The following is a 22539-nucleotide window of genomic DNA, read 5'->3' as shown; positions in this document are numbered from 1 at the left end:
AAGGTACCGGATGGAGAATGAAGCCAAACTCCGGGATTATCTCAAGCGAGCTACGGCTGATCTCCGCCGCACGCGCCAGAGGTTGCGCGAGGTCGAGGAGAAGCAGCACGAGCCGATCGCCATTATCGGCATGGCCTGCCGGTACCCGGGAGGAGTGAGTTCACCCGAGGAACTCTGGCAGCTGGTGGCCGACGGCCGGGACGCCGTCACCACCTTCCCGGACAACCGGGGCTGGGACCTGGAATCCCTGCACGACCCGGATTCCGGACGCCCCTACACCTCATATGTCCGCGAGGGCGGATTCCTGCACGACGCCCTCGAATTCGACCCCGAGATGTTCGGCATTTCCCCGCACGAGGCCTCCGCCATGGACCCGCAGCAGCGGCTGCTGCTGGAGGCGTCCTGGGAGGCGTTCGAGCATGCGGGAATCGACCCGCTGGCCCTGCGCGGCAGTTCCACCGGGGTGTTCGCCGGGCTGATGTATCACGAGTACGCGTCGCGGCTGAACCATGTCGCCCCCGAAGCCGCGGGATTCCTCGGCACCGGGAGCATCGGCAGCGTGCTGTCCGGCCGGATCTCGTACTCCTTCGGCCTGGAGGGCCCGGCGGTGACCGTGGACACCGCCTGCTCCTCCTCTCTTGTGACACTGCATCTGGCGGTGCAGGCGCTGCGGACCGGGGAGTGCTCGCTGGCCCTGGCCGGCGGGGTGACCGTGATGTCCACCCCCGATACGTTCATCGACTTCTCCCGCCAGCAGAACCTGGCACGCAACGGGCGCTGCAAGGCCTTCGCCTCGGGCGCGGACGGCACCACCCTCGCCGAGGGCGCCGGAATGCTGCTGGTGGAGCGCCTGTCGGACGCCGAGCGCAACGGCCATCCGATCCTGGCGGTGGTGCGGGGTTCGGCGGTGAACCAGGACGGCGCGTCCAACGGTCTGACCGCCCCCAACGGCCCCTCCCAGCAGCGCGTCGTGGAACAGGCCCTGGCGAACGCCCGGCTCTCCGCCGATCAGGTCGACGCGGTCGAGGCCCACGGCACCGGCACCGCCCTCGGCGACCCGATCGAGGCCCAGGCGCTGCTGGCCACGTATGGCCAGGGCCGGCCGGAGGGCCGGCCGTTGTGGCTGGGTTCGGTGAAGTCGAACCTCGGACATACCCAGGCCGCGGCCGGGGTCGCCGGTGTGATGAAGATGGTCCTTGCCATGCGGCACGGTGTGCTGCCGAAGACGCTGCATGTGGATGAGCCGTCGTCGCATGTGAACTGGTCCGCGGGTGCGGTGGAGTTGCTGACCGAGGCCCGGGAGTGGCCGGAGGGTGAGCAGCCGCGGCGGGCGGGTGTGTCCTCGTTCGGTATCAGCGGGACGAATGCGCATGTGGTGTTGGAGCAGGCGCCTGTGGCTGAGCCGGAGGTTGAGGGACCGGTTGAGGGTGTGCCTGTTGGGGTGGTGCCGTGGGTGTTGTCGGCGCGTTCGGAGCAGGCGTTGGGCGCCCAGGCGGGGCGGTTGGCGTCCTTCGTGGCGGACCGTCCGGGGCTGGATCCAGCTGATGTGGGGTTCTCGCTGCTGAGTACGCGGGCGGGGTTGGAGTGTCGGGCGGTCGTGCTCGGTGGCGACGGTGAGGGCCTCCTTGATGGCCTCCGTGGGTTGGCTGCGGGGGTGGATCCTGCGGGTGTGGTGCGGGGTGCGTCCGGCACGGGAGCTGGTAGCCGTGTGGCACTCGTCTTCCCTGGTCAGGGCTCGCAGTGGCTGGGTATGGCGGACGACCTGCTGGCCTCCTCCCCGGTGTTCGCGGGGCGGATGGCTGAGTGTGGTGCCGCGCTGTCGGAGTTCGTGTCCTGGAAGTTGGATGAGGTGCTGTCCGACGAGGACGCGTTGGCGCGGGTTGATGTGGTGCAGCCCGTCCTTTGGGCGGTGATGGTGTCGCTTGCTGCGGTCTGGGCGGACTGCGGTGTGGTGCCGTCGGCTGTGGTGGGGCATTCGCAGGGCGAGATCGCCGCGGCCTGCGTAGCCGGCATTTTGTCCCTGCGTGATGGTGCCCGGGTGGTGGCGTTGCGCAGTCAGGCCATCGGTCGGGTGCTGGCCGGTCGCGGCGGGATGGTCTCCGTCGCCGCCTCCCGCGAGGCGGTTCAGGAGCGCATCGCCAAGTGGGGCGAGCGGGTGTCCGTCGCCGCCATCAACGGGCCGACCTCAACCGTCGTCTCCGGTGAGCCGGATGCCTTGCAGGAGCTGCTGGCGGAGTGTGCCGAGCAGGACGTGCGGGCCCGGCAGATCCCGGTGGATTACGCCTCGCACGGCGCCCAGGTCGAGGAACTGCGTGAGGAGCTGGCCACGGTCCTGGCCGAGGTGACACCTGCCGAAGGCCGTATCCCCTTCTACTCCGCGGTGAACGCCGCACCCATATCGGGCGAGGAGCTGGACTCCGCCTACTGGTTCGAGAACCTCCGCAACCCCGTACGGTTCGAGGAAGCCATCCAGGCTCTCCTGGCCGACGGGCACGGCGTCTTCGTCGAATGCAGCGCACACCCCGTCCTCACCCCTGGCATCGAGGACACCGCCCAGCAGGAATCCGGCAGCCCTGTCGTCGTAACCGGCACCCTGCGCCGAGACGAAGGCGGCTGGCCCCGCTTCGCATACTCCCTCGCCCAACTCTGGGTACATGGCGTCCCGGTGGACTGGAGCACCCTGCTCCCCACTGGCCGGCGGATCGACCTCCCCACCTATGCCTTCCAACGTCAGCGCTACTGGCTGGACGACACCGGCGCCGTCGGTGATGTCACCGCCGCCGGACTGAGCAGCGCCGATCATCCGCTGCTCGGTGCGGCCGTCTCGATGCCCGGTACTCAGGTGCTCACCGGGCGGCTGTCCCAGGCCACCCACCCCTGGCTGGCCGAGCGGATCGTCCTCAACGCCGCGGTGGTGCCCGAGACGGCGTTCGTTGACCTTGCCATCCGGGCCGGTGACCAGGTCGGCTGCGACCTCGTACGCGAACTCACCGTGGAGACGCCGCTGGTGCTCCCGGATCGTGGTGCCGTGCTGCTGCGGGTACTGGTTGCGGAGCCCGACGCGGACGACGGCGGCCGGGAGATCAGCGTCTACTCGCGGCCCGAGGATGCCCCGGACGAGCAGGCATGGACCCGGCACGCGACCGGTGTTCTCGTCCGAAGCGCCGAGCCGGCCGGCTTTGACGCACGGAGCTGGCCGCCCACGGACGCTGAGCCCGTCGAGCTGGCGGACTTCTACCGCGAACGGGCCGAGCTGGGGCTGGGCTACGGCCCGGTGTTCCAGGGGCTGCGCGCGGTCTGGCGGCGCGGTGGCGAGCTGTTCGCCGAGGTGGCCCTGCCCGAGGGGGAAGCGGGCGACGCGAGTGGCTTCGGGCTGCACCCGGCGCTGCTTGATGCGGCGCTGCACTGCGCCGGACCGGACGGGGCGCAACTGCCGCTCGCCTGGACGGGGGTGAGCCTGTATGCCGTAGGGGCGACCGCACTACGGGTGGCGCTGACCCCGGCCGGGGACGGGTACGCCGTACGGGTCGCGGATGTCGAGGGCGCTCCCGTCGCCTCCATCGCGTCCGTGACCTGGGATGACGTGTCGGCAGAGCGGCTCGCCGAAGGCACCGGGCGCCGCGAATCGCTGTACGGGGTGGACTGGGTGGCCCCGACCCCGACCCCGACCACGACCCCGGCCCTGACCCCGGCGCCCGTGGACCCCGAGGGGAGTTCCCTGGTGGTGCTCGGGGGCGACGGCCTAGGGGTTGCTGCCGTGCCGGGTGCCGACGTCAGGGACCTGGAGGCCCTGAAGGCGCTCGATCCGACCCCGGAAGTAGTGGTTCTCCCGGTACCCGATTCAGGGGTTGTCGGGGTTTCCGGTGGGGTTCGGGAGGTCGCATATGGGGTGTTGGAGACGCTGCGTGCCTGGTTGGCTGAAGAACGGTTCGCCGGGTCGCGGTTGGTGATTCTGACCCGAGGCGCGGTGTCTGTGACGGGGGAGGAAGTAGATCTGGTGACGGCACCGGTATGGGGGTTGGTGCGTTCGGCACAGTCGGAGAACCCGGATCATTTCGTGCTGGTCGACAGCGATGAGCGGCAGGTGTCGCGCGCTGAGCTGGCGGTGGCCGTCGCCCTGGATGAGCCTCAAGTAGCCATTCGGGACGGGGAGTTGGTGGTCCCTCGGCTCACCATGCTGGAGCCGTCCGCGAAGGACGGCGGACCGGTGTGGAAGCCGGAGGGCACCGTGCTGATCACCGGTGGTACCGGAACCCTGGGCACGCTGGTCGCCCGGCATCTGGTCACCGAGCATCAGGTGCGGAACCTGCTGCTGACCAGCCGCCGCGGCCCGGACGCCGAGGGCGCTGCCGCACTCCGGGACGAGCTCACCGCTCTGGGTGCCCGGGTGACCATCGCCGGCTGTGACACCGCCGACCGGGACGCGCTGGCCGGACTGCTCGCCGGGATCCCGGCGGAGGCCCCGCTGACCGGTGTCGTGCACACCGCGGGCGTTCTGGACGACGGCGTCCTCGGGTCCCTGACCCGGGAGCGGATCGACGCGGTGCTGCGGCCGAAGGTGGACGCCGCCTGGAATCTGCACGAGCTCACCAAGGATCTCGACCTGTCCGCCTTCGTGTTGTTCTCCTCGTCCGCCGGGGTGTTCGGCGCACCGGGGCAGGGCAACTACGCCACCGCCAACGCGTTCCTGGACGCGCTCGCCGCATACCGTCGCGCCCACGCGCTGCCTGCCGAGTCCTTGGCCTGGGGGCTGTGGGAGGAGAGCAGCGGGCTGACCGGCACGCTCAGCGAGGCCGACCGGCAGCGTAAGGCCCGGGACGGTCTGCGTCCGATGCCGTCGGCGGAGGCGCTGGCGCTGTTCGACGCCTCGGTCGCGGGGGGACGGGCGCTCACCGTGCCGGTCCGGCTCGATCTCACGGCGCTCGGCGCGGGCTTGCATGCCGACGAGGTTCCTCCGCTGCTGCGCCGACTCGTCCGTGGGAACCGGCGGAGCGCCGCGGCCGGTCAGGGTGGTGCGGACGGACTGCCGGAGCGGCTGAAGACCGCCTCCCCGGCGCAGCGGTCGCGTCTGCTGCTGAACCTGGTGCGTGGCCATGTGGTCGCCGTACTGGGCTACGCCGACGCGGACGCGGTGGAAGCGGGCAAGGCCTTCAAGGACCTGGGCTTCGATTCGCTGACCGCGGTGGAGCTGCGGAACCGGCTCAACCGGGACACCGGGCTGAAACTCCCGGCGACCACGATCTTCGACTACCCGAACTCGCGGGTGCTCGCCGAATACCTCGGCACGCACTTCGCGCCGTACGGGGACGCCGGCTCCGGTGCCGACGACAACGAGGAGACCATCCGCCGGATGCTGACCTCGATTCCGCTGAACCGTCTTGCCGAGGCCGGGCTGATGAGCTCCCTGCTGGAACTGGCCGGGATCACCGAGGAAGCGTCCGAGACCACCGAAGACGACGACCGCGAATCGCTCGACACGATGGACATGGAAGCCATGATCCAGCTCGCGCTCGACGGTTCCGGCGCCGAAGACGACATGACGCGAGGACTGTGAGTTCACGATGGCCGTGCAGAAAGACCGCGTCGCTGAGGCTCTGCGAGCATCGCTCAAGGAGACCGAACGGTTGCGTGAACAGAACCGCAAGCTCGCGGGCGTGATGCGGGAGCCGATCGCGATCGTCGCGATGGCGTGCCGGTTCCCCGGCGCGAACTCTCCCGAGGAACTGTGGCGGATCCTGGCCTCCGGTACCGACGCCATGACCGAATTCCCGGCCGACCGCGGCTGGGACGTGGCGAGCCTGTACCACCCGGACCCCGACCACCGCGGGACCTCCTACGTCCGGGAAGGCGGCTTCCTGGACGGCGTCGGCGAGTTCGATGCCGGGTTCTTCGGGATCTCGCCGCGTGAGGCGACCGCGATGGACCCGCAGCAGCGGCTGCTGCTCGAAGCCTCCTGGGAGACCTTCGAGCGGGCCGGTATCGACGGGCTCTCGCTGCGCGGCAGCCGGACCGGCGTCTTCGTCGGGGTGAACTACCAGGACTACGCCTCGCAGCTGCGGGTGGCGCCCGAGGTGGCCGAGGGCTACGGCGTCACCGGCGCCTCGGCGAGCGTGCTGTCCGGCCGTATCGCCTACACCTTCGGCCTCGAAGGCCCCGCGATCACCGTGGACACCGCGTGTTCCTCGTCGCTGGTGGCGCTGCACTGGGCGATGCAGGCCCTGCGCGCGGGGGAGTGCTCGCTGGCCGTGGCCGGCGGTGTGTCGGTGATGTCCACCCCCGATCTGTTCGTGGAGTTCTCCCGGCAGCGTGGTCTCGCCGAGGACGGCCGGTGCAAGGCGTTCGCCGGTGCCGCGGACGGCACCGGCTGGGGTGAGGGCGCCGGGCTGCTGCTGGTGGAGCGGCTGTCGGACGCCCAGCGCAACGGCCATCCGATCCTGGCGGTGGTGCGGGGGTCGGCGGTGAACCAGGACGGTGCGTCCAACGGTCTGACCGCCCCCAACGGCCCCTCGCAGCAGCGGGTGATCCGGCAGGCCCTGGCCAGCAGCCGGCTGTCGGCCGATCAGGTCGACGCGGTGGAGGCGCACGGCACCGGTACGACCCTCGGCGACCCCATCGAGGCCCAGGCCCTGCTGGCGACCTACGGGCAGGACCGGCCCGCCGACCGGCCGCTCTGGCTCGGCTCGGTGAAGTCCAACATCGGCCACACCCAGGCCGCCGCCGGAGCCGCCGGGGTCATCAAGATGGTGATGGCCCTGCGGCACGGTGTGCTGCCCAAGACCCTGTACGTCGACGAGCCCACTCCGCATGTCGACTGGTCGGCCGGCGAGGTGCGGCTGCTCACCGAGGCCCGCGACTGGCCGGAGACCGGCCGTCCCCGCAGGTCCGGTGTGTCGTCCTTCGGGATCAGTGGCACCAATGCCCATGTCATCCTCGAGCAGGCCCCGGAAGGCGAACCGGCCCCGGAGGAAGCCCCGGTGGCGTCGGCCGCTCCGGCGGCAGCCGCGGTGCTGCCGTGGGTGCTGTCAGCCCGTTCCCGGCAGGCCCTTGCCGCCCAGGCGCGTGAACTGACGTCCTTCGTGGCCGACCGGCCGGATCTGGACCCGGTCGACATCGGCTTCTCCCTGGCGACCAGCCGCGCCGCGCTGGAGCACCGCGCGGTCGTCTTCGGCACCGGCCGTGCCGAACTCCAGGCCCGCGTCGAGGAGTTGGCCGAGCGCGGGGACGACGCCACCGGTGCGCTGTGCGGGGTCGCGGGCGACGGCCGGGTCGGTGTGCTGTTCACCGGCCAGGGAGCGCAGCGGCTCGGTATGGGCCGTGAGCTGTACGAGAGCTACCCGGTCTTCGCGCGGGCCTGGGACGAGGTGTGCGCAGAACTCGACCCGCGGCTGCCCCGGCCGCTGAGGGAGGTCGTCTGGGGCGAGGACCAGCACCTCCTGCACCAGACCCGGTACGCCCAGGCCGCCCTGTTCACCGTCGAGGTCGCGCTCTACCGGCTCCTGCGGTCCTGGGGGCTGACCCCGGACGTGCTGCTGGGCCACTCCATCGGTGAGGTCACGGCCGCCTACCTGGCGGGGGTGTGGTCCACGGCGGACGCGGCGCAGCTGGTCGTGGCGCGTGGGCGGCTGATGCAGGCGCTGCCGGACGGCGGGGTGATGGTCTCGGTGCGGGCCTCGGAGGACGAGGTCGCCCCGCTGCTGGCGGACCAGGACCTGGTGGGGATCGCTGCCGTCAACGGCCCCGAGTCCCTCGTGCTGTCGGGTGCCGAGGAGGCGGTGGAGCAGGTCGTCGCCGCTCTGGAGGCCGACGGCCGCAAGGTCAAGCGGCTACGGGTGAGCCATGCCTTCCACTCGCCGCTCATGGAGCCGATGCTCGCCGAGTTCCGTGCCGTCGCGGAGCAACTCACCTACCAGGAGCCGCAGCTCGCGGTGGTGTCCAACGTGACCGGACGCCTGGCCGAGCCCGAGGAACTGCGCGATCCGGCGTACTGGGTCCGCCACGTCCGCGAAGCCGTGCGCTTCCACGACGGCATCCGGGCCGCGCACCGCGAAGGTGTGGACCTCTTCGTGGAACTCGGCCCCGGCGGGGTGCTCTCCGCCATGGGCCAGGACTGTCTGCCGGAGTCCGTCACCTTCCAGCCCAGCCTGCGCGCGGACCGCCCCGAACCCGAGGCGCTGCGCGACACCCTCGCCGGTGCCCACGTACGCGGTGCCACTGTGGACTGGACCGCGCATCTCCACGGCGGCCGGCGCACCGCCCTGCCCACCTACGCCTTCCAGCGCCGGCGGTACTGGCTCGAAGGCTCCGCCGGTGCCGGTGATGTCACGGCCGCCGGACTGGGCCCGGCCGGACACCCCCTCCTCGGCGCCGCCGTGGCGCTGCCCGACTCCGACGGCTTCCTCTTCACCGGCCGGCTGTCCCTGGCCACCCACCCCTGGCTCGCCGACCACGCGGTCTCCGGCACCGTGCTGGTACCGGGCACCGCACTGGTCGAACTCGCCATCCGCGCCGGGGACCAGGTCGGCTGCGACCTCCTGGAGGAACTCACCCTCCAGACGCCCCTGACCCTCCCCGGCCAGGGCGCGGTGCAGACCCGCGTCACCGTCGGCGAGCCCGCCGCGGACGGCCGCCGGGAGATCTCGGTGTTCTCCCGCCCCGAGGACGCCGACGGCGATGAGCCCTGGACCCGGCACGCCACCGGCTTCCTCGCCGCGGCGGCCGGCACCGGCACACCCGCCGGTTTCGAGGAGTCCTGGCCGCCCGCCGGGGCCGAGCCCGTCGCCGTCGACGGCTTCTACGAGGAGCTGTCCGCCGCCGGATTCGCGTACGGACCGGTGTTCCAGGGCGTGCGGGCCGCCTGGCGGCGCGGCGACGAGGTGTTCGCCGAGGTCGCACTGCCCGCGGACACGGCCGAACAGGCGGGCCGGTTCGGTCTGCATCCGGCCCTGCTCGACGCGGCAGTCCAGACCGTCAGCCTCGGCACGTCCCTCACCAGCGGCGGGCCCGGCCTGCCGTTCTCCTGGACCGGCGTCCGGCTGCACGCCGTCGGTGCCGCCACCCTGCGCGCCCGGCTCTCCCCGTCCCCGGACGGCGGGGTCGCGGTCCTCGTCGCCGACGACACCGGCGCACCCGTGGCCACCATCGACTCCCTGGCGATCCGGCCCGTCTCCGGCACCCTCCAGACCGCCGCCCGCGACCACTGGTCCTCGCTCTTCCACCTCGACTGGATCACGCTGCCCGAAACGGGCGAGCCCGCCCCGGTCACCTGGGCGGCCGTCGGCAGCGGCACCGAGACCGTGGCCGGAACGCTGCGCGCCGCCGGCACCGACGTGGTGACGGCCGAGGACTTCGCGGCCCTCGCCGCCCGGGACACCGTGCCGGACGCCGTGCTCTGGGCCCTGCCGGAGGCCGCCCCCGGCGAACTGCCGGACCGGGTACGGGAGACCACCACCCGGACGCTGGCCGCCCTGCGCGGCTGGCTGGCCGAGGAGCGGTTCGCCACCTCCCGGCTGGTCCTCCTCACCCGGGGCGCGGTCTCCGTCACCGACGAGCGCGGCCCGGACCTCGCACCCGCCCCGGTGTGGGGGCTGGTCCGGTCCGCGCAGACCGAGAACCCGGACCGCCTTCTGCTCATCGACCTCGACGACCAGGACGCGTCCTGCCGCGCGCTGCCCGCCGCCCTCGCCTCCGGCGAACCGCAACTCGCGCTGCGCGGCGGCACCCTGCACGCCACCCGTCTCATGAAGGCCGCCTCCGCCGCCCCGCTGACACCGCCGGACGGCCGGGCCTGGCAGCTCACCAGCACCGCCAAGGGCAACCTGGACGCCCTCGCGCTGGTCAACAGCGACCGGGCCTCCGGGCCCCTGGCCGGGCACCACGTCCGGATCGAGGTACGCGCCGCCGGCCTCAACTTCCGGGACGTCCTCAGCGCCCTGGACATGTACCCCGGCGACGCCGGAGCGATGGGCCTGGAAGGCGCCGGCGTCATCGTCGAGGTCGGCTCCGGCGTGACCGGCCTCGCCCCCGGCGACCGGGTGATGGGCACGTTCACCGAGGCCTTCGGCCCCCTCGCCGTCGCCGACCACCGGGCCATCGTCCGCATCCCCGAAGGCTGGTCCTTCGCCGAGGCCGCGGCCACCCCGATCGCATTCCTCACCGCCTACTACGCCCTGGTCGATCTGGCAGGAGTGCGGCCGGGCGACACCGTGCTGGTGAACTCCGCCGCCGGTGGCGTGGGAATGGCCGCGGTCCAGCTGGCCACCCACCTCGGCGCCGAGGTGTACGGCACCGCCAGCCCGGGCAAGTGGGACGCCCTGCGGGACCTCGGTCTGGACGACGGCCACATCGCCTCCTCCCGGACCCTGGACTTCGAGAACCAGTTCCTGGCCGCCACCGGGGGCCGTGGCATGGACGTCGTACTCGACTCCCTGGCCGGGGAGTTCGTGGACGCCTCCCTGCGGCTGCTGCCCTCCGGTGGCCGGTTCATCGAGATGGGCAAGGCCGATGTCCGCGGCGCGGACGAGATCGCCACCGCCTACCCCGGCGTCCGCTACCGCGCCTTCGACCTCCCCGAGGCCGGCCCGGAACGCACCCGCGAGATGTTCACCGAGCTCCTCGCGCTGTTCGACCGGGGTGTGCTGCGCCCGCTGCCGCTCACCACCTGGGACGTGCGCCGCGCCCCGGACGCCTTCCGCTACATCAGCCAGGCCCGCCAGGTCGGCAAGGTGGTCCTCACCATCCCGCCGTCGCCGCACCCGGACGGCACCGTACTGATCACCGGAGCCAGCGGCACCCTCGCCGCCGTCATCGCCCGGCACCTGGTGACCGAGCACCGGGTGCGCCACCTCCTGCTGGTCAGTCGCCGCGGCGCCGACGCGCCCGGCGCCGCCGACCTGCGCGCCGAACTCACCGCACTCGGCGCCGAGATCACCCTGGCCTCCTGCGACATCGCCGACCGGGCCGCGGTGGCCGCACTGCTCGCCGATATCCCCGCGGAGACCCCGCTGACCGGTGTCGTGCACACCGCCGGGGTGCTCTCCGACGGCGTGATCGACTCACTCACCCCCGAGCGGCTCGACCACGTCCTGCGGCCGAAGGTGGACGGCGCCTGGCACCTCCACGAACTCACCAAGGACCTCGACCTCTCCGCCTTCGTCCTGTTCTCCTCGGTGTCCGGGCTGTTCGGCGGCCCGGGGCAGGGCAACTACGCCGCCGCGAACACCTTCCTGGACGCCCTGGCCGCACACCGCCGCGCGCTCGGCCTGCCCGCGCTCTCCCTGCCGTGGGGCCTGTGGGCCGAGGCCAGCGCCATGACCGGCAAGCTCGCCGAGCACGATGTGCGGCGCGCCGCCTCCGGTGGCGTCCTGCCGATGACCTCGGAGGAAGGCGTCGCGCTGTACGACGCCGCCGCCACCGTCGCCCGAGCGGTGGTCACCCCCGCCAAGCTGCAACTGAAGGGCGCCACCGCGGCGGAACTGCCGCCCGTGCTCAGCGGCCTGGTACGCACCCCGACCCGGCGCGCCACCGTCGCGCTCACCGCCCCGGACGCCGGCAACACCCTCGTCCAGCGGCTCGCCGCACTGTCCCCCGCCGAACAGGACCGGACCCTGCTCGACCTGGTCCGTACGCAGGTGGCCGCGGTACTCGGCTACCCGGGCCCCGAGGCGGTGGAGGCCGAGCGCGCCTTTTCCGAACTCGGCTTCGACTCGCTGACGTCGGTGGAGCTGCGCAACCGGATCAACAGCGGCACCGCCCTGCGACTGCCCGCGACCCTCGTCTTCGACTACCCGAACTCGCTCGCCCTGGTGCACCACCTGCGCGGCGAACTGCTCGGCCGGCAGACCGACACCCCGGCGCCCGTGCAGTCCTCCGCAGCCGCCGACGACGAGCCGATCGCCATCGTCGGCATGGCCTGCCGTTACCCCGGCGGAGTGGAGTCGCCCGAGGACCTCTGGCGGCTGCTCGCCGACGGCACCGACGCGCTGTCCGGCTTCCCCGCCGACCGCGGCTGGAACCTCGACGAGCTGTACCACCCCGACCCCGACCACCGCGGCACCTCCTATGCGCGCGCGGGCGGCTTCCTCGCCGACGTCACCGGCTTCGACCCCGCCTTCTTCGGGATCTCCCCGCGCGAGGCCCTGGCCATGGACCCGCAGCAGCGACTGCTGCTGGAATCCTCCTGGGAGGCCTTCGAGAGCGCCGGAATCGACCCCCAGTCGGTCCGCGGCACCAAGACCGGAGTATTCGCCGGCGCGACCTCCGACGACTACGCGACCCAGCTGGCCCCGGTGTTCGACCAGACCGAGGGCTACGCCAGCACCGGCACCGCGGGCAGCGTCGTCTCCGGCCGCATCTCCTACTCCTTCGGCCTCGAAGGCCCGGCACTGACCGTGGACACGGCCTGCTCGTCCTCCCTGGTGGCCCTGCATCTGGCCATCCAGGCGCTGCGCTCCGGCGAATGCTCCCTGGCACTGGCCGGCGGCGTCACGGTGCTGGCCACCCCGGATGTGTTCATCGAGTTCTCCCGCCAGCGCGGCCTCGCCGCGGACGGCCGCTGTAAGCCCTTCGCGGACGCGGCAGACGGCACGGGCTGGGGCGAAGGCGCCGGCATGGTGCTCGTCGAGCGCCTGTCGGACGCCCGCCGCAACGGCCACCCGATCCTCGCGGTGGTGCGGGGTTCGGCCGTGAACCAGGACGGAGCCTCCAACGGTCTGACCGCCCCGAACGGCCCCTCGCAGCAGCGGGTGATCCGTCAGGCGCTCGCCAACGCCGGACTCGAAGCGTCGGACGTGGACGCGGTGGAGGCGCACGGCACCGGTACGACGCTGGGCGACCCGATCGAGGCCCAGGCGCTCCTCGCCACATACGGCCAGGATCGCCCCGAGGACCGGCCCCTGTGGCTGGGCTCGATCAAGTCCAACATCGGACACACCCAGTCGGCGGCCGGTGCGGCCGGCGTCATCAAGATGGTCATGGCGCTGCGGCACGGTGTGCTGCCCAAGACGCTGCATGTGGATGAGCCGTCGTCGCACGTGGACTGGTCCGCGGGTGCGGTGGAGTTGCTGACGGAGGCCCGGGACTGGCCGGAGGGTGAGCAGCCGCGGCGGGCGGGTGTGTCGTCGTTCGGCATCAGCGGGACGAATGCGCATGTGGTGTTGGAGCAGGCGCCTGACGAGGCGCCGGATGAGCCGGTTGAGGAGACCCGGCCCGGGGTGGTGCCGTGGGTGTTGTCGGCGCGTTCGGAGCAGGCGTTGGTGGCCCAGGCGGGGCGGTTGGCGTCCTTCGTGGCGGATCGCCCGGGGCTGGATCCTGCTGATGTGGGGTTCTCGCTGCTGAGTACGCGGGCGGGGTTGGAGTATCGGGCGGTCGTGCTCGGTGCTGATGGTCAGGGACTTCTCGACGGCCTCCGTGGGTTGGCTGCGGGGGTGGATCCCGCGGGTGTGCTGCGGGGTGCGACCGGTACCGGAGCCGGTAGCCGTGTGGCGCTCGTTTTCCCTGGTCAGGGCTCGCAGTGGCTGGGAATGGCGGATGAACTGCTCGCCTCCACCCCGGTGTTTGCGGGGCGGATGGCTGAGTGTGGTGCGGCGCTGTCGGAGTTTGTGTCCTGGGATCTGATGGCGGTGCTGTCGGATGAGGACGCGTTGGCTCGGGTTGATGTGGTGCAGCCGGTGCTGTGGGCGGTGATGGTGTCGCTGGCTGCGGTCTGGGAGGACTGTGGCGTGGTGCCGTCGGCTGTCGTGGGGCACTCCCAGGGCGAGATCGCGGCCGCTTGTGTCGCCGGGATCCTGTCCCTGCGTGATGGTGCCCGGGTGGTGGCGCTGCGCAGTCAGGCCATCGGGCGGGTGCTGGCCGGTCGCGGTGGCATGGTCTCGGTTGCCGGCTCGCGTGACGTGGTGGAGCAGCGCATCGCCAAGTGGGGCGAGCGGGTGTCCGTGGCTGCCATCAACGGGCCCACGTCGACCGTCGTTTCCGGTGAGCCGGATGCCTTGCAGGAGCTGCTGGCGGAGTGCGCCGAGCAGGACGTACGGGCCCGGCAGATCCCGGTGGACTACGCCTCCCACGGCGCGCAGGTCGAGGAGCTGCGCGAGGAACTCGCGACGGTCCTGGCCGAGGTGGCACCTGCCGAAGGCCGTATCCCGTTCTACTCGGCGGTGCACGCGTCGGTGGTCTCGGGTGAGGAGCTGGACGCTGCGTACTGGTTCGAGAATCTGCGCAATCCGGTGCGGTTCGAGGAGGCCGTCCAGGCGCTGCTGGCTGACGGGCACGGAGCGTTCGTGGAGTGCAGCGCGCATCCCGTACTGACGCCTGGCATCGAGGACACCGCGCAGGAAGCGGGCAGCCCCGTCGTGGTGACCGGGACCCTGCGCCGCGACGAAGGCGGCTGGCTCCGCTTTGTGCAGTCGCTCGCCCAACTCTGGGCACACGGCGTCCCGGTGGACTGGAGCACCCTGCTCCCCACCGGTCGGCGGATCGACCTGCCCACGTACGCCTTCCAGCACAAGCGCTACTGGCCCTCCGGTGTGTTCTTCGGCGGGGATGCCTCGGGGCTCGGACTCGATGCGGCCGATCATCCGCTGCTCGGTGCCGCCATGGCGCTGCCGGACTCCGACGGCTTCCTCTTCAGTGGCCGGCTGTCGCTGGCCACCCACCCCTGGCTGGCCGATCACTCCGTACTGGACACCGTGCTGCTCCCCGGCACCGGACTGGTGGAACTGGCCATCCGGGCCGGTGACCAGGTCGGCTGCGATCTGCTGGAGGAACTCACCCTTGAGGCCCCGCTGATCATCCCGACGGCCGGAGGTCTGCAACTCCGCGTCACCGTCGCCGAGTCCGATGCGGACGGCCGCCGGGAACTCGCCGTGTACTCCCGTGCCGAGGAGGCCCCGGCAGACCAGCAGTGGACCCGGCACGCCACCGGCATGCTCGCGCTGGGTGCCGAGCCGGTGGACTTCGGCGAGGAGAGCTGGCCTCCCCTCGGCGCCGAGCCGGTCTCCGTGACCGGTGTGTACGACGAGTTCGCCGCGGTGGGTATGACGTACGGCCCGGTGTTCCAGGGCCTGGGCGCAGCCTGGCGACGTGGTGAGGAGATCTTCGCCGAGGTCGCCCTGCCCGAGGACATGGCTGCCGACGCGGCGAAGTTCGGCCTGCATCCGGCCCTGCTCGACTCCGCGCTGCATGCGATCGGTCTCCACCCGGCCACTGCGGCCAGGGAACAGGCCCAACTGCCCTTCGCTTGGAACACAGTTCGCCTGCACGCCGTGGGAGCGGCCGCACTGCGGGTGAAGCTGAGCCCGGCCGGCGGCGGTTTCTCGGTCCTGGTCGCCGATGGCACGGGAACCGTCGTCGCCTCCGTCGACTCCCTGGTCACCAGGCCGGTGACCGCCGGCCAGCTCAACGAAGGCACGGGCACCGATGCCCTGTTCACCGTGGAGTGGTCGGAGTTGCCGCTTCGGTCTGAGCCGGTGGCGGGTTCGTGGGCGGTACTCGGCGAGGACGTGGCGCTGGCTCCCGCGTTGGGTGCGTCGGGTGCGGATGTACTGAGTGAGTTGGTGGAGGTGCCGGAGTGTGTCGTGCTGGCGGTGCCTCGTACGGATGGGGCGTTGGCGGTCCCGGCGGCGGTCCGCGCCACGGTGGGTCGGGTGCTGGAGGGTGTGCAGTCCTGGCTGGCTGATGACCGTTGCACGCGTTCGAGGTTGGTGATCGCGACCCGCGGTGCCGTGTCGGTGGCGGGGGAACCGCTGGATGCCGTGGGCGGCGCGGTGTGGGGTCTGCTGCGTTCCGCGCAGAGTGAGAACCCGGATCAGTTTGTGCTGCTGGACCTTGATGAGCGTGATTCGTCGGTGGAGGTGATTGCTGCGGCGGTTGCTTCGGGGGAGCCGCAGGTGGCGATCCGCGACGGGGTGGTTTCCGTGCCGCGGCTGACGCGGTCCGTACCGTCGGATGCGGACAGCGCGCCGGTGTGGAACACCGAGGGCACAGTGCTGATCACCGGTGGCACGGGCACCTTGGGCGCACTGTTCGCCCGGCACCTGGTGTCTGAACACGGCGTCCGAAACCTGATGCTGACCAGTCGCCGTGGCCTTGAGGCTGACGGCGCCCGGGAGTTGCAGTCCGAACTGACGGAGCTGGGTGCCCGGGTCGAGGTCGTGGCGTGTGACGCGGCCGACCGGGACGGGCTGGCCGCCGTACTGGCGGGCATCCCGGCCGACGCCCCCCTGACGGGTGTGGTGCACACCGCCGGAATCCTGGACGACGGCATCATCGGCTCCCTGACCCCGGAACGCCTCGACACCGTGCTCCGGCCGAAGGTGGACGCGGCCTGGAATCTCCACGAGCTGACCCAGGACCTGGACCTCTCGGCGTTCGTGCTGTTCTCCTCGGCCGCTGGTGTGCTCGGCAGCGCTGGGCAGGGCAACTACGCCGCGGCGAATACGTTCCTGGACGCGCTCGCTCAGCACCGTCGCCTCAGTGGCCTGCCGGGTACCTCGCTTGCCTGGGGATTCTGGGCGGAGCGGAGTGCCATGACCCGCGAGGTGGGTTCCGCCGATGTCCGGCGGATGGCCCGCGGTGGTGCGCTTGCGCTCGACCAGGCCGAGGGTGTGGCCCTGTTCGATCTCGCCTGTGCCGCGCCCGGCTCCGGACTGCTCGTACCGATCCGGCTCGACCTGCGTGGTCTGGCCGCCTCCGGCGCGGTGCCGGCGGTGCTGCGGAACGTCGTACGGGTGCCGGTGCGGCGCGCCACCGCAGCGGCCGGTGAGGCCGCGTCCCTGCGGGAGCGGCTGGCCGGACTGCCGGCCGAGGACCGTGCGGAGCTGCTGCTCGACCTGGTGACCACGCAGGTCGCGGCCGTACTGGGCTACGAGGACGCCGGCGCGGTGCGTACGGACCAGGTCTTCAAGGATCTCGGCTTTGATTCGCTGACCGCCGTTGAGCTGCGGAACCGGCTGACGGGGGCCACGGGTCTGCGGCTGCCCGCCACCTTGGTGTTCGACTATCCGACACCCCTCGCGCTCACCGACTGTCTGCGTCGTGAACTGCTGGAGGAGACAGCGGCGGTGGTGCCCGCCACGCGGGCTGCCGCCACGGACGAGGAGGCCATCGCGATCGTCGGGATGGCCTGCCGGTACCCCGGTGGTGTCACCTCACCCGAGGAGCTCTGGCAGCTGCTGGCGGCCGGGACCGATGCCATCGGCGAGTTCCCCGCCGACCGTGGCTGGGACCTCGACCGGCTCTATGACCCGGAGCCTGGTCTGCCCGGCAAGACCTACACCCGTGAGGGCGGATTCCTTTACGACGCGGGCGAGTTCGATCCCGCCTTCTTCGGGATCTCCCCGCGCGAGGCGCTGGCCATGGACCCGCAGCAGCGGCTCCTGCTGGAGATGTCCTGGGAGGCCGTCGAGCGGGCCGGGATCGCCCCGGCTTCCCTGCACGGCAGCCGGACCGGTGTCTTCGCCGGCCTCATGTACCACGACTACGGATTGCAGACCGACTCCATACCGGAGGAGGTCGAAGGACACCTCGGTACGGGGACGTCCGGCAGTGTCGCCTCCGGCCGGGTGGCGTACACCTTCGGTCTCGAAGGGGCCGCGGTCACCGTGGACACGGCGTGTTCCTCCTCGCTGGTGGCGCTGCATCAGGCGATGCAGGCGCTGCGGGCGGGGGAGTGCGAACTCGCGCTGGCGGGTGGCGCCTCGGTGATGGCGACCCCGGGCACCTTTGTCGACTTCTCGCGGCAGCGGAACCTCGCGAGCGACGGCCGGGTCAAGGCCTTCGCCTCGGGCGCGGACGGCACCACCCTCGCCGAGGGCGCCGGAATGCTGCTGGTGGAGCGACTGTCGGATGCCCGCCGTAACGGTCACCCGATCCTGGCGGTGGTGCGGGGTTCGGCGGTGAACCAGGACGGTGCGTCCAATGGCCTGACCGCGCCCAATGGTCCCTCGCAGCAGCGGGTGATCCGGCAGGCTCTGGCGAACGCCGGGCTCGACGCGTCGGACGTGGACGCGGTGGAGGCGCATGGCACCGGTACGACGCTGGGCGACCCGATCGAGGCCCAGGCGCTGCTGGCGACCTACGGCCAGGACCGGGACGAGCCGCTGTGGCTCGGTACGGTCAAGTCGAACATCGGGCACACCCAGGCCGCGGCCGGCGTCGCCGGTGTGATGAAGATGGTCCTCGCCATGCGGCGCGGTGTACTTCCGCGGACCCTTCATGTCGATGAACCCTCCTCGCACGTCGACTGGACGGCCGGTGCGGTCGAACTGCTCACCGAGGCGCGCGACTGGCCGACCACCGGGCGGCCGCGCCGGGCAGGCGTGTCCTCCTTCGGGATCAGCGGCACCAATGCGCATGTCGTGCTGGAGGAGGCACCGGGACCGGTGGCCGAGGAGCCCACAGCGATCGATTCCGGCTCCAGCTCGCACACCGGCGTCGTGCCCTGGGTGCTCTCGGCCCGCTCCGCGGAGTCCCTCGCCGCACAGGCCGGCCGGCTGGCGTCCTTCGTGGCCGCACAGCCGGAGCTGAGCCCGGCCGACATCGGGTACTCGCTGGTCACCACCCGTACCCCGCTGGACCACCGCGCGGTGGTCCTGGGCACCGACCGTACGGAACTCCTCGCCGCCCTCCGGAACGTCACCCCGGACGCGGACGCCATCGGCGACCCACGCCTCGGTGTGCTGTTCACCGGCCAGGGTGCCCAGCGACTGGGCATGGGCCGTGAGCTGTATGACGCCTACCCGGTGTTCGCGCGGGCCTGGGACGAGGTGTGTGCGGAGCTGGACGGTCTGCTGCCTCGGCCGCTGGCGGAGGTGGTCTGGGGCGAGGAAGAGCAGCTGGATCAGACCCAGTACGCGCAGGCGGCGCTGTTCGCTCTGGAAGTCGCGCTGTACCGCCTGGTCGAGTCCCATGGTGTGACACCGGCTGTGCTGCTGGGCCACTCCATCGGTGAGGTCACGGCCGCCTATCTGGCGGGTGTCTGGTCGCTCGCAGACGCGGCACAGCTGGTTGCCGCACGTGCGCGCCTGATGCAGGCCCTGCCCAGCGGCGGCGTCATGGTCTCGGTGCGGGCTTCGGAGGACGAGGTCACGCCGCTGCTGGAGGGCCGGGAGCTGGTCGGCATCGCCGCCGTCAACGGCCCCGAGTCCGTCGTACTCTCCGGCGCCGAGACCGAGATGAGCCAGGTCGTCACCGCCCTGGAGGCCGAGGGTCGGAAGGTCAAGCGGCTGCGAGTCAGCCACGCTTTCCACTCGCCGCTGATGGACCCGATGCTGGCCGAGTTCCGCGCGATCCTGGACCAACTCACATACAGCGAGCCCCAGTTGTTACTGGTCTCGAATGTGACCGGCTCGCTCGCCGACCCCGCCGAACTCCGCACCCCGGAGTACTGGGTCCGGCACGTCCGCGAAGCCGTCCGCTTCCACGACGGCATCCAGGCCGCCCACGCCGAAGGCATCACCACCTTCCTCGAACTCGGCCCCGACGGCGTCCTGTCGGCCATGGGTCAGGACTGCCTACCGCAGACCGGCACAACCACCGCAACCACTGCGACCATCACAACCACCGCCCCCGTCACCCTCCAGCCGAGCCTCCGCAAGGACCGCTCCGAACCCGTCGCCCTGCTGCATGCTCTCGGCGTTGCCTACGCCCGGGGCGTGCCGGTGGACTGGACGCCGTTGTTCCCGGGCGCCCGCACCGTGGAGCTGCCGACCTACGCCTTCCAGCGTCGGCGCTACTGGCTGGAGGGGACCACCGGGGCCGGCGATATGACGGCCGCCGGGCTGGGGAATGCCGAGCACCCGCTGCTCGGTGCCACCGTGACGCTGCCGGATGCGGTCGTCCTGAGCGGGCGGCTGTCCCTGGCCACGCATCCGTGGCTGGCCGACCACGCCGTCATGGACACCGTGCTGCTGCCGGGAACCGCACTCGTCGAACTGGCTCTCCAGGCCGGAGACCGGCTCGGCTGCGACCTCATCGAGGAGCTGACGCTTCAGGAACCGCTGGTTCTGCCGGAGCGGGGCGGTGTGCAGCTGCGCGTCGTCGTCGCGGAGCCCGACGAGGACGGCCGCCGGCCACTGACCGTGTACTCGCGCTTGGAGGAGGACGCGGAGGAGAACTGGACCCGGCACGCCGTCGGTGCGCTGGCCACCGGGAGCGCCGTGCCGGTCGGCGAGGGCGCGGAGGTCTGGCCGCCGGCCGGGGCCGAGCCGATCTCCGTGGACGGCTTCTACGACGAACTGGCCGCCGCCGGTTTCGGCTACGGCCCCATGTTCCAAGGTGTCCAGGCCGCCTGGCGGCACGGTGACCAGGTCCACGCCGAGGTCACGCTGCCGGAGGACGCGACCGCCGATGCGGCGAAGTTCGCACTGCACCCGGCCCTGCTCGATGCCGCGCTCCAGACCGTCGGACTGCTCGACGATGCCGCGGCGGGGCTGCCGTTCGCCTGGCGCGGGATCCGGCTGCACGCGGTGGGCGCCGGCGCGCTGCGTACCACGCTGACCCGGGAGGGCGACGGCGTACGGGTGACGGTCTCCGATGAGACCGGGGCGCTCGTGGCCACCATCGACGCGCTGACCGTCCGGCCGGTGCGCACCGAGCAACTGGCGGGCGGGCGCGGGGAGTCGATGCTCCAGCTGCGCTGGACCCCGCTGCCCACCCCGGACACCACGACGGTGGCGGCCGAGAACTGGGCCGTGCTGGACGAGAACGGGATCGGTCTGAAGGCCGTCCTCGACGCGCCCGCGTGCGACTGGCCCGCGCTCGCCGAGCAGGACGAGATCCCGGACGTGGTGCTGTGGTCCGTGCCGGACACGGTGGGGGAAGACTTGGCCGACGGTGCACATGTCCTCGCGCGCCTGGTGCTGGAGCGGCTTCAGGGCTGGCTCGCCGAGGAGCGGTATCAGGATGCGCGGCTGGTGATCCTGACCCGTGGTGCGGTTCTGCTGGAGGGTGACACGGTCTCCCCGGCGGCAGCGGCGGTCTGGGGCCTCGTCCGGTCCGCGCAGTCGGAGCACCCGGAGCGGATCGTGCTGATCGATGTCGATACCGATGCCCTTGGTGGCGACGGCGCCGGAGATGTCCTGCGCGCCGCCGTGGCCAGTGGTGAACCGCAGTTGGCCGTGCGCGGTGGGAGTGTGCTCGTGCCCAGGCTGGCTCGGTCCGCCACGCTCGGACAGGAGGGTGCGCCGAGGTGGAATGCCGGGGGCACCGTGCTGATCACCGGGGGTACCGGAGCCCTGGGGGCCCTGGTGGCGCGGCATCTGGTCGCCGAACACGGTGTCCGGAAGCTGCTGTTGATGAGTCGTCAGGGACTGGCTGCCGAGGGTGCCGCAGATCTGCGGGCGGAACTCGCCGGGCTCGGTGCGAGTGCGGAGATCGTCGCCTGTGATGCGGCCGATCGGGAGGCCCTGGCCCGGGTCCTGGAGGGGCTGCCCGCCGATGCCCCGCTCACCGGGGTGGTGCACACGGCAGGCGTCCTGGACGACGGGGTGTTCGGTTCGCTCACCCCGGAGCGGCTCGACGCGGTGCTGTCGCCGAAGGTGGACGCCGCGGTGAACCTGCATGAACTCACCAAGGGCCGGGAGCTCTCCACGTTCGTGCTGTTCTCCTCCGCGGCCGGGGTGCTCGGCGCCCCGGGGCAGGCCAACTATGCGGCGGCCAACAGCTTCCTGGACGCCCTGGCCGGCCATCGCCGGTCGCTGGGCCTCCCGGCGGTCTCCCTCGCATGGGGACGCTGGGCCGACACCAGTGAGATGACCGGTGGGCTCGACCAGGCCGACCTGCGGCGGATGAGCAGTGGCGGCATCGACGCGCTGACCTCCGCGGAGGGGCTCGCCCTGTTCGATGCCGGGACCGTCTCGGCGGAGAGCCTGCTGATTCCGGTGCGGCTGAACACCGCCGCGCTGCACGCCCGTGCGGCCGAAGGGATGCTGCCACCGGTCATGCGGGACCTGGTCCGGGCGCGCGTGCGCCGCTCCGCCGCCGGCGGGAAGGCCATGGCCGAGGGCCTGGGTCGGCGCCTCGCCGGGCTCAGTGATCCCGAGCGGCAGCAGCTGCTGCTCACCGTGGTGCGTACGCAGGTGGCCGCGGTGCTGGGCTACTCCGGGCCGGACGAGGTTCCCGGCGGGCGGCCGTTCAGCGAGCTGGGTTTTGACTCGCTGACCGCTGTGGAGTTGCGCAACACCCTGACCGCGGTCACCGGGCTGCGGCTGCCGGCCACCCTGGTCTTCGATTATCCGACCTCGGAAGTCCTCGCCGAGAAGCTCCGCGCGGAACTGCTCGGCGAACGGGACGAACAGTCCGGCCTCCTCTCCGTGCTCGCCGGGCTCGACCGGCTGGAACTCTCGCTGCCCGAGATCGTCACGGACGAGGTCGCCCGGGACCGGCTCGCCGTCCGGCTCCAGAGCCTGCTGTCGGAGCTGGGCGGGGCGCAGGAGGACGACGGGGCGGGGACGGTCGCCGCGACGCTGGACGCGGCGAGCGACGACGAGGTCTTCGACTTCATTGAGCGAGAGTTCGGGAGTTCCTGATATGGCACGTGCACACGTCGCG

The 22539-nt window shown here is 71.8% G+C and carries 2 protein-coding genes; both read left to right on the top strand.

Annotation, left to right across the window (positions count from 1 at the left end; all coding sequences use genetic code 11):
- The first annotated feature begins 10 nt into the window (after nt 1-10).
- Nucleotides 11-5554 carry a type I polyketide synthase gene (locus tag QT196_RS05290; RefSeq protein WP_290354449.1) on the top strand — a complete coding sequence of 1848 codons (5544 nt, stop codon included), beginning with the start codon at nt 11-13 and terminating at the stop codon, nt 5552-5554.
- A gap of 13 nt (nt 5555-5567) precedes the next feature.
- Entirely contained in the window at nt 5568-22517 is a 16950-nt protein-coding gene (locus QT196_RS05285) for an SDR family NAD(P)-dependent oxidoreductase (RefSeq protein WP_356948498.1), read from the top strand.
- The last annotated feature ends 22 nt before the right edge of the window (nt 22518-22539 follow it).

This window comes from Streptomyces sp. P9-2B-2 (assembly GCF_030406865.1).
Lineage (GTDB): Bacteria > Actinomycetota > Actinomycetes > Streptomycetales > Streptomycetaceae > Streptomyces > Streptomyces platensis.
This window is presented reverse-complemented; position numbering and strand designations above follow the sequence as displayed.

Bases quoted from the DNA above. Each gene is read 5' to 3' on its own strand.
- QT196_RS05290 (WP_290354449.1), top strand. From the start codon at position 11: ATGGAGAATGAAGCCAAACTCCGGGATTATCTCAAGCGAGCTACGGCT.